At 64.4% G+C, this 14613-nt stretch carries 11 protein-coding genes and 1 pseudogene; 6 read left to right on the forward strand and 6 right to left on the reverse strand.

The features are described from left to right. Positions 1 to 501 precede the first annotated feature (501 nt). A complete protein-coding gene (locus JQ632_RS26195; protein ID WP_212405523.1) occupies positions 502 to 1164 on the reverse strand; it encodes an aldolase in 663 nt (220 codons plus the stop codon). Positions 1165 to 1285: 121 nt separating this feature from the next. Here JQ632_RS26195 and ltnD point away from each other — a divergent pair, with 121 nt between their 5' ends. From ltnD to JQ632_RS26215, 4 genes are all read left to right on the forward strand, one after another. Beyond that, positions 1286 to 2203, forward strand: coding sequence for an L-threonate dehydrogenase (gene ltnD, locus JQ632_RS26200; protein WP_212405525.1), 918 nt, complete (start codon positions 1286 to 1288; stop codon positions 2201 to 2203). Positions 2204 to 2226: 23 nt separating this feature from the next. Next, on the forward strand, positions 2227 to 3009 hold the full coding sequence (gene otnI / locus JQ632_RS26205) for a 2-oxo-tetronate isomerase (RefSeq protein ID WP_212405527.1): 783 nt from the start codon (positions 2227 to 2229) through the stop codon (positions 3007 to 3009). Beyond that, the gene (otnK, locus tag JQ632_RS26210) at positions 3006 to 4280 is read left to right on the forward strand and encodes a 3-oxo-tetronate kinase (protein WP_212405529.1); all 1275 of its coding nucleotides are present in this window, start codon (positions 3006 to 3008) and stop codon (positions 4278 to 4280) included. The genes otnI and otnK overlap by 4 nt, the downstream gene beginning before the upstream one ends. Positions 4281 to 4483: 203 nt before the next feature. Continuing rightward, positions 4484 to 6166, forward strand: a complete 1683-nt coding sequence (locus JQ632_RS26215; RefSeq protein ID WP_212405530.1) for a methyl-accepting chemotaxis protein — start codon at positions 4484 to 4486, stop codon at positions 6164 to 6166. Between the two features lie 16 nt (positions 6167 to 6182). Here JQ632_RS26215 and JQ632_RS26220 read toward each other — a convergent pair whose 3' ends face one another. Both JQ632_RS26220 and JQ632_RS26225 read right to left on the reverse strand, forming a co-directional pair. After that, a complete protein-coding gene (locus JQ632_RS26220; protein ID WP_212405531.1) occupies positions 6183 to 7697 on the reverse strand; it encodes an acetyl-CoA acetyltransferase in 1515 nt (504 codons plus the stop codon). A gap of 183 nt (positions 7698 to 7880) precedes the next feature. Next, positions 7881 to 9014, reverse strand: a complete 1134-nt coding sequence (locus JQ632_RS26225) for a nitronate monooxygenase (RefSeq protein WP_212405532.1) — start codon at positions 9012 to 9014, stop codon at positions 7881 to 7883. Between the two features lie 261 nt (positions 9015 to 9275). On the opposite strand from JQ632_RS26225, the gene JQ632_RS26230 reads away from it, so the two are divergent. Both JQ632_RS26230 and yghU read left to right on the forward strand, forming a co-directional pair. Next, the gene (locus JQ632_RS26230) at positions 9276 to 10931 is read left to right on the forward strand and encodes an NAD(P)/FAD-dependent oxidoreductase (protein ID WP_212405533.1); all 1656 of its coding nucleotides are present in this window, start codon (positions 9276 to 9278) and stop codon (positions 10929 to 10931) included. A 105-nt stretch (positions 10932 to 11036) separates the two neighbouring features. Then, entirely contained in the window at positions 11037 to 11918 is an 882-nt protein-coding gene (gene yghU, locus JQ632_RS26235) for a glutathione-dependent disulfide-bond oxidoreductase (RefSeq protein WP_212405534.1), read from the forward strand. Between the two features lie 237 nt (positions 11919 to 12155). Here yghU and JQ632_RS26240 read toward each other — a convergent pair whose 3' ends face one another. The 3 genes and pseudogenes from JQ632_RS26240 to JQ632_RS26245 form a co-directional block, all read right to left on the reverse strand. Next, complete coding sequence (locus tag JQ632_RS26240) at positions 12156 to 12614, reverse strand: GFA family protein (protein WP_249152546.1); 459 nt, start codon at positions 12612 to 12614, stop codon at positions 12156 to 12158. Positions 12615 to 12626: 12 nt separating this feature from the next. Next, positions 12627 to 12881: pseudogene (locus JQ632_RS39675) on the reverse strand (GNAT family N-acetyltransferase); the annotation flags it as partial. Between the two features lie 245 nt (positions 12882 to 13126). Then, complete coding sequence (locus JQ632_RS26245; protein WP_212405535.1) at positions 13127 to 14401, reverse strand: acyl-CoA dehydrogenase family protein; 1275 nt, start codon at positions 14399 to 14401, stop codon at positions 13127 to 13129. Positions 14402 to 14613: the final 212 nt, after the last annotated feature.

Raw genomic sequence — 14613 nt, forward strand, 5'->3', positions numbered from 1 at the left:
GCGAGAGGATGACGCAAAAAGGGATTGACTAACCAAGGCCCGTTACAGAAGCCCGGATGAGCGAAGCGATATCCGGGGCAGGTGGTCCCGCATGTCGCTTCGCTCATGTGGGTTACAATCTTCGCTCTCCACAGGCGCAGCCGTCATCCTGAGGTGCGCGCCCTTGCGCGCCTCGAAGGATGAGCCGCAAGCGCCTGTGGCCCATCCTTCGAGGCTTCACCTTGCGATGCAAAGGCATCGCAAGGCTCGCACCTCAGGATGACGTCGGTGTGTGTGGTTGGCGCCCAGGTGGGCTAAGATTGCTACCCGAGCCTTGCCTTAGCCGCCGCCTGCAACATCGCTTCGACGTTGCGTCGAACTCTTCCTTTCCGATCGGATCAGTTGCGGCCAGTTCATCGTATGTCTTCTTATACGGAGACCACCAGTGATGGCGTAAGCCAATCTCATGGAGAACGCGGGCCGCCGCTTCTATCTCAGCTGGTGCAGGTTGTGTTGGATTGGTCATTTCTCGTGCCCATGCTCCGGCAGCGTCAGCCCAAACGTCTTTGCCAGATCCTTGACCTGCTCCGGCGACAGATAGCGCGGGTTCAGCCCGCGCAGCAGCAGGTACAGCTTCGCCGTCTCCTCCAGCTCCTCGGTCGCGAACACCGCCGCCTCCAGCGTATCGCCGGCGACCACCGGGCCGTGATTGGCGAGCAGCACGGATGAGTATTTCCCCGCCAGTCCCTTGATCGCGTCTGCCACGGCGGGATCGCCCGGCCGGTAGTAAGGCACGAGCGCGGTCGGCGCGCACTTCATCATGTAGTAGGCCGTCATCGGCGGCAGTGCGGCGGCGGGATCGATCTCCGGGAGCATCGAGAGCGCGACCGAATGGGTGGAGTGCAAATGCACGATCGCCCGCGCCGATCCGCGGGTCTCGTAGAGCGCGGTGTGCAGCGGCACCTCCTTGGTCGGGGCATCGCCGGAGACGAGCCTCCCCTGAGCATCCAGCCGCGTCAGCCGCGTCGGGTCGAGGAAGCCCAGCGAGGCGTTGGTCGGCGTCACCAGCCAGCCGTCCTCCAGCCTCACGCTGATGTTGCCGGAAGAGCCCGGCGTCAACCCGCGCTCGAACAGCGAGCGCCCGAAACGGCAGATATCGTCGCGAAGTCGTGTCTCGCTGCTCATGGCGGGCTTATCCTGTTGCCGCCTTGTCTCATGCTTTGGCAGCGCGGCCAAGCCGTGTTATTCGGTTCGAGAGGCCGCCTCAGATCGGCCGGTAAGGGAACGTTCCAGGGGATAAGTGTTCATGTCTGCCTCCACGACCAATTCGCAGCGTATCGCCGTTATCGGGCTCGGCTCGATGGGATTTGGCATGGCGACCTCGCTGAAGCGCGCCGGCCACGCGATAACCGGCTGCGACGTTTCGGCTGACGCGGTCGCGCGCTTCGTTGGGGATGGCGGCACGGGCGCCGGGACCCCGGCGGAGGCGGCCAAGGGGGCCGACATCGTCGTCAGCGTTGTGGTCAACGCCGCGCAGACCGAAGGGATCCTGTTCGGCAAGGACGGTGCCGCCGAGACCATGCCCAAGGACAGCGTCTTCATTTCGTCCGCCACCATGGACCCAGAGGTGGCGCGGCGCCTTGCAAAACAGCTCGAGGCCACCGGCCGGCATTATCTCGATGCGCCGATCTCCGGCGGCGCCCAGCGCGCGGCCCAGGGCGAGCTGACGATCCTGGCCTCCGGCAGCCCGGCCGCCTTCGCCAAGGCGCGTCCCGCGCTCGACGCGATGGCGGCAAAGCTTTACGAGCTCGGCGATGCCGCCGGGCAGGGCGCCGCCTTCAAGATGATCAACCAGTTGCTGGCCGGCGTGCACATCGCAGCCGCTTCGGAGGCGATCGCCTTTGCCGCCAAGCAGGGCCTCGATATCCGCAAGGTCTACGAGGTGATCACGGCGTCCGCCGGCAATTCCTGGATGTTCGAGAACCGCATGCCGCACGTGCTCGACGGCGACTACACGCCGCGCAGCGCGGTCGAGATCTTTGTGAAGGACCTCGGCATCATCCAGGACATGGCGCGATCGGCGCGCTTTCCCGTCCCGGTCTCGGCCGCCGCGCTCCAGATGTTCCTGATGACATCGGCCGCCGGCATGGGCCGCGACGACGACGCATCGGTTGCGCGCATGTATGCGCAGGTCACCGGCGTGAAACTGCCCGGCGAAAAGTAAGAACGAGAGGAAGAGGACAGCCGATGCCGCGCTTTGCCGCCAATCTCTCGATGATGTTCACCGAGGTGCCGTTCCTCGATCGCTTTGACGCTGCCGCAAAGGCCGGCTTCACCGCGGTCGAATTCCTGTTTCCCTATGAGCATCCGGCCGACGAGGTCGGCGCGCGCCTCAAGCGCAACGGCCTGACCCAGGCACTTTTCAACCTGCCGCCCGGCGACTGGAACGCCGGAGAGAAGGGCTTTGCGGCGCTGCCCGCGCGCTTCGACGACCTCAAGCGCAGCCTGGACACGGCGTTGCCTTACGCCAAGGCGACCGGCGTCAAGCGGCTGCACCTGATGGCCGGCATGGCCAGTCGCAGCGACCGTCTTGCCGTCGAGCAGTTCTACAAGTCTGTCGCCTGGGCCGCGGAATTTTTCGCACCGCACGGCCTCGACGTCGTGATCGAGCCGATCAATCCGCGCAACGTGCCCGGCTACTTCCTCAACGACTTTCGGTTCGCGCGCGACCTAATCGAGGAGCTGAAGATCCCGAACCTGAAACTCCAGTTCGACATCTATCATTGCCAGATCATCCACGGCGACGTCACCATGCACCTGCGCGAGATGATGCCGATCATCGGCCACATCCAGATCGCCAGCATCCCCTCGCGCAACGAGCCTGATGGCGAAGAGCTGAACTATCCGTTCCTGTTCGCCGAGCTCGACCGGCTCGGCTATTCAGGCTTTGTCGGCTGCGAATACAATCCGCGCGGCAAGACCGCTGACGGTCTCGCCTGGTTCAAGCCCTACGCTGGAGCAAAGTCGTGACACTCGCGCTGGGTTGCATCGCCGACGACTATACCGGCGCCTCCGATCTCGCCAACACGCTGACGCGTGCGGGTCTCCGCACCGTGCAGACCATCGGTGTGCCGTCGGATGATCTGGCGCTGCCAGAGGTTGATGCCGTCGTGGTGTCGCTCAAGAGCCGCTCGATCGAGGCGGGGCTTGCAGTGACGCGCTCGCGCGCCGCGGAAAAATGGCTGCGCAGCCGCGGCGCCTCGCACGTGCTGTTCAAGATCTGCTCGACCTTCGATTCCACCGATGCCGGCAATATCGGTCCCGTGATGGATGCGCTGCGCGACGATTGCAGCGAGGCGATCGTGCTGGTCACGCCGGCCTTCCCGGAGACCGGGCGCACCGTCTACCAGGGCAACCTCTTCGTTGGCGCGGTGCCGCTCAACGAAAGCCCGCTGAAGGACCATCCGCTCAATCCCATGCACGATTCCAATCTGGCGCGCGTGCTGGCGCGCCAGAGCAGCACCAACGTCGGTCTCGTCGACCTCGCGACCGTGACGCGCGGCGCTGAGGCCGTCCGTGCACGGCTGTCCGATCTTGCAGCCAAGGGCATCGGCGCCGCAATCATCGACGCGGTGTTCGACCGCGACCTCGAGACCATCGGCCTCGTCGCAGGCAGCCACCGCCTCTCGGTCGGCGCCTCCGGCATCGGGCTTGGTCTCGCGCGCGCGCTGGTCTCCTCGGGCAAGGTAACCTCGAACGCGTCGGGCGCGGACGCTGGCGCGCCGGTGGGCGGTCCCGCCGCATGTCTCGCCGGAAGTTGCTCGCAGGCGACCTTGCAGCAGATGGCCAATGCCGAGCGTGCCATGCCGGTGCTGCATCTCGATCCGACCCGTATCTTCACGGACAACGAGGCCCAGCGCGCGCTGGCCTGGGCGCGTCAGCGACTCTCGGACGGTCCGCTCCTGATCGCGTCGAGTGCAACGCCGGAGGCAGTCGCCGCCGTCCAGTCGCGCTACGGCCGTGACGCGGCCGGCCATGCGATCGAGCAGACCATGGCTGACATCGCCGAAGGGCTCGTGCAATCCGGCGTGCACCGACTGGTCGTCGCCGGCGGCGAGACCTCGGGCGCCGTGGTCGATCGTCTGAAGATTCCCGGCTTCCTCGTCGGCGCGGAGATCGCTGCGGGAGTCCCGGTGCTGCGTGCCGTTGGTGCAAAAGAAGGCGCCATGTTGCTTGCTCTAAAATCAGGCAATTTCGGCGGGCCGGAGTTCTTCACCGACGCGCTTGGGCTCATGCGCTGAGCGCAGGGCTCTTTAGGTCCTTATTTATCTCTTTCGGGTTCCGTACCCGTACGGAATTTATCTCTTTTGGGTTCCGTACTCGTACGGAGTCGCAGTTAACATCTGCTCAGATGGTTTCGTGCTTGATGTCGGCGGTACTCCCTCTAGTTGTTACGTCGATTTCCGGATGCGCCGTCCGCGCCCGCACAAAAGAGACTCCGACAATGTTTTCCAAGATCTCGATCCGCGCCAAGATCATCATGGTGATTTCCTTCCTGCTGGTCGCGATAGTGGGACTTGGGCTGTTCTCCATTAGGGAGATGCAGGGGATCAATGCGAATGCGGCCGAGCTTCAGACTCGTTGGATGTCCCGGGCCCGCGCGACCGGAGATCTGCAAATGGGCATGATGCGCTACAGGCTCCTTGTGCGCGATCACATACTCACAACTGATGCGGATAAGAAAGTTGCCGTGGATAAGAAGGCCACGAGTCAGGAGAGCGACAACGAGCGCTTCGTGAAGGCCTATGAAGCGACGATCGTTTCAGCGGAAGAGCGGAGCTTGTATGACGAGTTCCGCAAATCATGGACGGGGTTCATGAACATTTCCAAGGACGTTTTGACGCTGTCTCGAAATCAGGAACAGGCCAAGGCGGTGGACATGTTTTTGAACAAGGCCGCGCCCCTCGGGTATCAGTCCGACGAAACGCTCGCAAAGAGTCTGGCGCTGAGCGACAAGGGCGCGGATGCCGCAGGCCGGGCTGCGGATGCTAGCTACGCCTTCGCCTTCTTGCTGGTCTCGATCATTCTCGGCACGGCCGTCGTGATCGGCATCGGCGTCAGCGTCTATCTGGTGCGCGACGTCTCCAGCGGCATCAACTCGATCATCGAGCCGATGCAGGCGCTCGGCAAGGGCGACCTCACCGCGGAAGTGTCGCATCGGGGCGAGAAGACCGAGATCGGCGCCATGGCCGACGTGCTCCAGGTCTTCAAGGAGGCGCTGATTGCCAAGAAGGCGGCGGACGAAGCCGCCGCCGCCGATGCGGAAGCCAAGATCGAGCGCGGCCGCCGCGTCGACAACGTCACGCGCGAGTTCGAAGCCATGATCGGCGAGATCGTGCAGACGGTGTCGTCCGCCTCGACCCAGCTCGAGGCATCCGCCTCGACGCTGACCGCGACCGCCGATCGCTCCCAGCAGATGGCGACTACGGTTGCCGCCGCATCCGAGGAAGCCTCCACCAACGTGCAGTCGGTGGCGTCCGCGACCGAGGAGATGGCCTCGTCGGTCGGCGAGATCAGCCGTCAGGTGCAGGAGTCGGCGCGGATGGCCGGCGATGCCGTCGGCCAGGCGCGGACCACCAGCGAACGTGTGAGCGAGCTGTTGAAGGCCGCGTCCCGCATCGGCGACGTCGTCGAGCTCATCAACACCATCGCCGGCCAGACCAACCTCCTCGCGCTGAACGCGACCATCGAGGCGGCGCGCGCGGGCGAAGCCGGCCGCGGCTTTGCGGTGGTGGCCTCGGAAGTGAAGGCGCTCGCCGAGCAGACGGCGAAGGCGACCGGCGAGATCGGCCAGCAGATCACCGGCATCCAGGCCGCGACCAACGACTCCGTCAGCGCGATCAAGGAAATCTCCTCGACCATCGAGCGCCTGTCGGAAATCTCATCGGCCATTGCCGCGGCCGTGGAAGAGCAGGGTGCGGCGACCCAGGAGATCTCCCGCAACGTACAGCAGGCCGCGCACGGCACCCAGCAGGTCTCTTCCAACATCACCGACGTGCAGCGGGGCGCGACCGAGACCGGCACGGCCTCCTCGCAGGTGCTGTCGGCGGCGCGGATGCTGTCGAACGATTCGGGGCGCCTGAAGGACGAAGTCAGCAAGTTCCTCGCCAACGTCCGCGCGGCCTGAGTCGGGACGAGGGAAATCAGGCCACCCGCCACTCCGGCACGCCATCGGCGGCCATCGTGATGTCGCCGAGCGAACCCACCGGCGTGCTGTTCATGTTGAGCAGATGCGCCAGCGTCGCGGTATCGCCTGCCGGGATGCGGCCAAGCGTCCGCCGATCGTCCGCCGTGCGCAGCATGACGACGCCGTGCTCGACATCGCCGTTGCGGCCGTAGAGCACGGTAAAGCTTTCGACCTTGCCCTTGCCGCTCGCCTCGGTGACGAAGTCCGGCACCGCGCGCTTGTTGCGGTCGGCCACCGCCTGCACGGAGGTGTCCTGCGCGAGCGGCTCGCGCGGCGGCGTCCTGGAGACCACCAGCGCATGATGTTTTGTGACGAAGCCGCCCTGGCCGTAGAGCAGGCCGAGATTGGCACCGTTGCGCAAGCGGCGCACCATCGCGCAGGCCGCATGCGTCATGTAGGTGTTGAGCGGTGCGCCGAAGAAGGTGAGGCCGCCGGTCACGGTCGGCTGCACGTCGGCCCCTAAGCCCAACGTCCGCCGCGCCATTTTTGGCACGCAGGGGAAGCAGCTATAAAGCTCGATCGCGTCGAATTTTTTGCCGTCGCCGCCCGCGAGACCCATCACCGCATTGAGCACCGCATTCTGCGGATGGCTCTCGTAGAACTGGTCGCGCAGCAGATAATCGCGCGGTTCTTCGGCGGAGGCGCCGCCGAGTGGATAGATCAGCTTGTCCTCGGTGATGCCGGCCGCACGTGCCTTGGCGAGGCTGGTGAGCAGCAGCGCTCCGCCCATGTTGACGCTTGGGTTGGCAACCATGAGCTTGTTGTAGGGCCATGCGATCAGCCGGTTATCAGCAGTCGGCGTCGTGATCTCGTCCGGTGCAAACCGCCGCTTCAGCCAGGCGTTGGGATTCTGCGCGGCCGCTTCCGAGTAACGCGACCACAGCGTGCCTGACTCGGCCATCGCCTCGCGCGGCGTCTGTCCCCAATGCGCCGACGATGCGCCCTCATAGAACGGATAGACGGTTACAGGGCGGAACACGCCGAGCTTGACCGCAAGCGGCTTCTGGAATGCCGCCCCGCGCTTCGGCTCTTCGACATCATGGGCAAATGGCGTCCACTGCAGCTTTGAGCCGGCGCGCTCAGCCTTGGTCGCGGTCGACTGCGCCTCGGCGCCGACGACAGCGGCCACCGTGCATTCGCCGCGCGCGATGCGTTGGGCGGCTTCGTGCAGATAGCGGATCGGGCTCTCGCCGCCGACCGGGCCGTAATAGCAATGCGCCGGCGCAATCCCGAGGCGCTGCGCCAGCAGCCTTTCCGGATCGCGATAGCGCCAGCTCAGAAAGTTGACGACGTCGAGCGACTGCACCTCGCCGAGCAGCTTTGCACCGGCGTCTTCCTCGGCACGCCGCAGCGCCTGCTCCAGCAGGTCGAGCGGCTCGAGGCCCGCGGTGATCTCCCTGGGACGATCGACGATCTCGCCGATGCCGACGATGACGGGAATGCGGTCCGGGGAGGTATGAGAGTTGGTCATTGTTCTTGTTTCACATTCTAAATCTTCAGCACGCCGTTGCCCTTCGAGGGCCGCTGAAGAAGCGGCCACCTCAGGGTGACGGATACGGGGAGAACGTCATCCTGAGGTGCGAGGCCGGCGGCGCATTGCGCCGCTGGGCGAGCCTTGAAGGATGGGCCTCGGGTGCTGCTCCGGCCACAAACACTACTCCCCGACCAGCGCGTTCATGTGCTCGACGGCCTCGGCAAAATCCTCCTTGAACTCCTGCACCACGGCGCCCGCGGACTTCACGCTGTCGATCAGCCCGACGCCCTGACCGACGAAATAGCTGACGAGATCGCGCGCCTTGGGATTGCCGGCGGCGGCCGCGCGGTCGATCGAGTTGAAGGCGTCGCGGCTGACGATGCTTTGCAGCGGCATCGGCAGGGCGCCTGGGCTTTCGGGCGCGCGGTCCCAGGCATCGGTCCAGACCGAGCGGAGCTGGCGCGCGGGTTTACCGGTGCGGCCCTTCGAGCGCACGGCATCGCGCGAGGAGGCCGCGATCATCTTCTCACGGAAGATTTCCGTGGTCTCGGATTCGACTGTTGCGAGCCACACCGAGCCGGTCCAGACGCCAGCAGCGCCCATCGCCATGCAGGCCGCCATCTGCCGTCCGGTCATGATGCCGCCCGCGGCGAGTACCGGCACGTCGCGCATCGGCTTGATCGCCTTGATCACTTCGGGCACCAGCACCATGGTCGAGACCTCGCCGCAATGTCCTCCGGCTTCGGTACCCTGGGCAACCAGGATATCGACACCCGCAGCCACCGTGCGCACCGCATGCTCCTTGGCGCCGACCAGGGCCGCGACCGGCACGCCGTGCTTCTTGCCCATCTCGATCATCTGCTTCGGCGGCACGCCCAGCGCATTCGCGATCAGCCGGATCGGATGTTTGAAGGAGACTTCGAGCAGCTCCAGCGCGGTCTTGGCGTCGAACGGCTGCGGCTGGTTGTCGGCGACGCTGGTTGTGGTCAGATCGATATCGTACTTCTTCAGGAGGTTGCGGGTGTAGTCGCGGTGCGCCTGCGGCACACGCGCTTCCAGGCTCTTCCAGGTGACGTCCTTCTCGCCGGCAGTCGAGATGTTTTCAGGGATCAGCACGTCGACGCCATAGGGCTTGCCGTCGACGAGATCGTCGATCCATTTCAGCTCGCGCTCGAGCGTATCGGGAGTGTGCACGGTCGCGCCCAGCACGCCAAAGCCGCCGGCGCGGCTCACGGCGGCAACGACGTCGCGGCAATGGCTGAAGGCGAACAGCGGGAACTCTATGCCCAGCATCTCGCAGATCGGCGATTTCATGTCTCTCTCCCGGCGGCGACAGCTTTTGTGCGGCTGCTCTTCTTGCTTGGATTGGCGAATGCACTTTCGACGCTAGCTCATCGCGTGCGGCCATGCCAAGCCGGATTCGAGCGCGCATCTTGCGTGCAGGCGCCGCGCGGCGGCGGAGGCATTCCGCCGTGCAAAATAAGCAGAGGCGCGCACGCCGTTTGCCTCTTGCGCTTTGGCGGGCCTGATAGAATGCTGGCTGCAACAAGACAAAGAACGAGGGAGCGCCCATTCATGTCCGCGCAGTCAAGTCCAGCTCATCAAGCCAGCGAAGCCTTTGACGTCGTCATCGTTGGTGCTGGCTTTGCCGGCATGTACATGCTGCATCGCCTGCGCGGCCTCGGCTTGTCGGCGCGCGTCTACGAGCAGGGCGGTGGCGTCGGCGGCACCTGGTACTGGAACCGTTATCCGGGCGCGCGCTGCGACGTCGAGAGCATGCAGTATTCCTACTCGTTCTCCGACGAGCTCCAGCAGGAGTGGGACTGGAGCGAGCGCTACGCGCCGCAGCCGGAGATTTTGAAATACGCCAACCACGTCGCTGACCGCTTCGACCTGCGCCGCGATATCCAGTTCGACACAAGCGTCGATCGCGCCGAATTCGACGAGCGATCGAACGCCTGGTCGGTCACGACATCGGACGGCAGGACGGTCAGCGCAAACTTCGTGGTACTCGCAACGGGCTGCCTTTCCAACGCGCGCAAGCCCGACATCAAGGGGCTCGATCGTTTCAAGGGCCCAGTCTACCACACCGGCAACTGGCCGCATGAGCCGGTCGACTTTACGGGCCTGCGCGTCGGCATCATCGGCACCGGCTCGTCCGGCATCCAGTCGGTGCCTGTCATCGCTGAGCAGGCGAAGCACCTGACGGTGTTCCAGCGCACACCGAACTATTCGATCCCCGCGCACAACGCCGCGCTGACTCCTGCCGAGCGACAGAAATTTCGCGACAATTATCCCGAGATCCGCCGCTTCGCCCGCTGGGAAGCGCGCAACGGCATCTACACCGATCTGCCCGACCGCGGTGCGCTCGATGACGGCGACAGCGAGCGCCGCGCAAAATACGAGGCGCGATGGGCGCGGGGCGGACTGACCTTCATGTCGGTCTACAACAACCTTGGACTCGACAAGGCCGCCAACGACACCGCTGCCAGCTTCGTCCGCGAAAAAATCGCCGAAACCGTAAAGGATCCTGCGACCGCAAAGCTGCTTCAGCCGACGACGTATCCGATTGGAACAAAACGCATCTGCATCGACACCGACTATTTCGACACGTTTAATCGTCCCAACGTGTCGCTGGTTGACATCAAGGCGAGCCCGATCGAGGAGATCACGGAAAATGCCGTGCGCGTCGCAGGCCACGATCACGAGATCGATACCCTGGTGCTCGCCACCGGCTTCGACGCAATGACCGGTTCTGTCGCCAGGATAGACATTCGCGGCCGGGCTGGCCGCACGCTGAACCAGAAATGGGCGGAGGGGCCAAAAACCTATCTCGGCCTGATGAGCGCGGGCTTTCCGAACCTGTTCATCATTACCGGGCCGGGTAGCCCATCGGTGCTGTCGAACATGATCGTGTCGATCGAGCAGCATGTCGACTGGATAGCCGACTGCCTCGTCCACATGCGCGAGCAGGGCCTCGCGACCATGGAGGCGGACGTTTCAGCCGAGGAGAAATGGGTCGCCCACGTCAATGAGGTCGCCCACGGCACGCTCTATCCTCAGGCCAATTCCTGGTACATGGGCGCCAACATCCCCGGCAAGCCGCGCATCTTCATGCCCTATATCGGCGGCGTCGGCGCCTACCGGCAGATCTGCAATGACGTCGCCGCGAAGGGCTATGAGGGGTTCGTATTGGGGCGGGCGGCGCAGCCGAGGCGGGCGGCGTCATGACGAAACGGGGAGGGCGCCCCTCGCGCCATGCATCCCGGCTCCCTTGTCAACCGCGCATTCGGCGTTAGGTAACACCCCACGCCTTTTCGCGCTGGAGCCAATCGCATGACCGACGCCCCCTACGAACCGCCAAAAGTCTGGACCTGGGACAAGGAGAGCGGCGGGCGCTTTGCCAGCATCAACCGTCCGATCGCCGGGCCGACGCACGAGAAGGAGCTGCCGGTCGGCAAGCACCCCTTCCAGCTCTACTCGCTGGCGACGCCGAACGGCGTCAAGGTCACGGTGATGTTCGAGGAACTTCTGGCGGCCGGCCATAGCGGTGCCGAATACGACGCCTGGCTGATCAAGATCGACGGCAACCAGTTCGGCAGCGGCTTTGTCGGCGTCAATCCGAACTCAAAAATCCCGGCGCTGATGGACCGCAGCGGGCCGACCCCGATCCGGGTGTTCGAATCAGGTGCGATCCTGATGTATCTTGCGGAAAAGTTCGGTGCGTTCCTGCCGAGCGGCGGCCAGGCGCGGGCGGAGTGCCTGTCCTGGCTATTCTGGCAGATGGGCAGCGCGCCGTTCCTCGGCGGCGGTTTTGGTCATTTCTACGCTTATGCGCCGACCAAGATCGAATACGCCATCAATCGCTACGCCATGGAGGTGAAGCGCCAGCTCGACGTGCTTGACCGGCGCCTGGCCGACAATGAATATCTCGCCGGCAAGGACTACACGATCGCCGACATGGCGACCTGGCCGTGGTACGGCGCGCTCGCCAAGGGCCTCGTTTATGGCGCCGGAGAATTTTTGTCGGTGCAGGACTACAAGAACGTGCAGCGCTGGACCGACCAGATCGCAAAACGCCCGGCGGTGAAGCGCGGCCGCATGGTGAACCGCATCTCCGGCGACCCCGCCAGCCAATTGCACGAGCGCCACGACGCGTCCGACTTCGAGACGAAGACGCAGGACAAGATCGGCGAGCCTCAACCGGCGGCGTCGTAGCCTTTCTTGCGATAGCCGAGCCACGAACTTCGTCATGCCCGGGCTTGTCCCGGGCATCCACGTTCTTGGTGAGGTGAGAAAGATCGTGGATGGCCGGGACAAGCCCGGCCATGACGGCGTGAATCAATCCGGCAGTCGTAGGGCGGGCAAAGCGAAGCGTGCCCACCACTTCTCGTATAAAATGATGAAAGATGGTGGGCACAGCGCGATGCGCCTTTGCCCACCCTACGCCTGCTTCTAATCCGGCAACATCTCCCCCGACCCGCCGAGGTTCGCAGGCAAATCCCGATACTTCGGCAGGCCGTCGCGCACCGACACCATCTTGCTTGCGTAGTTCGCGTGCAGCGTCGGCTCGTGGGTGTAGCCCTTGAGCAGGTTCGCATAGACGTCGATCAGCCGCATCCGCGGATGCGCGGTCATGATGTGGCCGCCGCAGCGCTTGCAGAATTTTCGGTCGGAGTGCTCGGTCTTGCGGAATGTCCCGATCTCGCTCTCGCCCTTGGTGACGCGGACGCTGTCTGCCTTCCACAGGCTGAATGCGTTGATGGGGGCTGCCGACCAGGCCTGGCAGTCGGCGCAATGGCAATAGCCGGCGAACAGAGGCTTGCCTGACACCTCGACCTCGACTGCACCGCAGAAGCAGGTGGCCTTGTAGCTCGCTGCGGGCTCGGCATGCGCGACCTCGCCCTCGACCAGCAGGTCGTTATACGCCGTGCTCTTCTTCATGTAGTTGCGGATGAAGTCGCACTCGACCGCCAGCTTGCGCCCCTGCGCGCGCACCGCATCCAGCGTCGCCTGGCCGAGTTTTGAGCCGATGCCGCGCCCGCCGAGCTCCGGCGGCACCTCGGTGTGCACGAGCGTGATGACATCAGGCGTCTTCCGGTAGGTGACGAAGGCGATCGGCCCGTCGACCTCGAGCTCGAACCGCTGGCGTTCCTCATTGTCGCGGAATGTTTCCGGCATTCTCCCGCTCCCTGTGGTGCGTCTCAATTTGGCCTGCGCGCCCTCCGTCGTCGGGAAGACGACGCGGTACTTCCTGTGTTGGAGGCTTCGCCTCGCCCCGCTTGCGGGGAGAGGCCGGAATTCGCGCGAAGCGCGGATTCCGGGTGAGGGGGAGTCTCCGCGAGTCCGTTTGTCACCGTAACCGCGGACGCAGCCCTTCACCCCAACCCTCTCCCCGTAAGAACGGGGAGAGGGACAGGAGAGACCTAGGCCATGCTCAGCTCATGCCGTCCGACCACCATCCAGTGCACCTCGTCCGGACCGTCGGCGAAGCGAAGGTGGCGCACATCCTGGTACATCTCGGCGAGCGGGGTCCAGTGCGAGATACCGGTCGCGCCATGCATCTGGATCGACTGGTCGATGATGCGGCAGGCGCGCTCGGGCACCATGGCCTTGACCATGGAGACCCAGACGCGGGCTTCCTTGTTGCCGAGCACGTCCATCGCCTTCGCCGCCTTCAAGACCATCAGCCGCATCGCCTCGATCTCGCAGCGGGCCTGCGCGATGATCTGCATGTTGCCGCCGAGATGGGCGATCTTCTTGCCAAAGGCTTCGCGGGTGAGGCCGCGCTGCACCATCAGGTCGAGCGCCTTCTCGGCCTTGCCGATGGTGCGCATGCAGTGATGGATGCGGCCGGGGCCGAGGCGGAGCTGGGAGATTTCAAAACCGCGGCCCTCGCCGAGCAGCATGTTCTCCTTGGGCACGCGCACATTGTTGAAACGCATGTGCATGTGGCCGCGCGGCGCGTGGTCCTGTCCGAATACGTACATGGGGCCGAGCACCTCGACGCCGGGCGTGTCGCGCGGCACCAGGATCTGCGACTGCTGCTTGCTCGGCGCCGCATCCGGATTGGTCTTCACCATCACGATGAGGATCTTGCAGCGGGGGTCGCCCACGCCGGAGATGTAATACTTCTCGCCGTTGATCACCCATTCGTCGCCGACGAGCTTTGCGGTCGTCGAGATGTTCTTGGCATCGGAGGAGGCGACGTTTGGTTCGGTCATCACATAGGCCGAGCGGATCTCGCCGTTCATCAGCGGCTTCAGCCACTTCTCCTTCTGCTCCTTGGTGCCGACGCGCTCGAGCACCTCCATGTTGCCGGTGTCAGGCGCCGAGCAGTTCATGGTCTCGGAGGCCAGCGGGCTCTTGCCGAGCTCGGCCGCGATATAGGCGTAGTCGAGGTTCTTCAGGCCCTGGCCGGTCTCGTCGTCCGGCAGGAAGAAGTTCCACAAGCCTTCCTTCTTGGCCTTGTTCTTCGCCACCTCGAGCACCTCGAGCTGCTTCGGCGTAAAGCTCCAGCGGTCTTCCTTGCCCTCGCCAGCCTTGGCGAACTCGATCGACATCGGCTCGACCGTGTCGCGGATGAATTTCTTCACGTGATCGTAGAGCGGACGAACCTGGTCCGACATGCGCAAGTCGTTGAGCTCGTCGCCGGGATTGAGCGTGTAGTTGGTCGTGCGGGGTACATAAGCATGCTTCATTCTTCTTCCTCCCATTCGCATCAGCGCGTTGCGGCAGACAATAGACGCGCGAAGTCGAAAGTGCGAGCGCACATTTTCGCGCGACTGATGCCACATCGCGGAATTTCGCGGCAGTGTTTGAAATGTTGTTTGAACGCGGGTGACGCTCAGGAAGACCCGCCACTATCTCGGCTGTCATCGCCCGGCTCGACCGGGCGAATCCGCCCAGTATT

This window comes from Bradyrhizobium liaoningense, from assembly GCF_018130955.1.
In the GTDB taxonomy this organism is placed as follows: domain Bacteria; phylum Pseudomonadota; class Alphaproteobacteria; order Rhizobiales; family Xanthobacteraceae; genus Bradyrhizobium; species Bradyrhizobium liaoningense_C.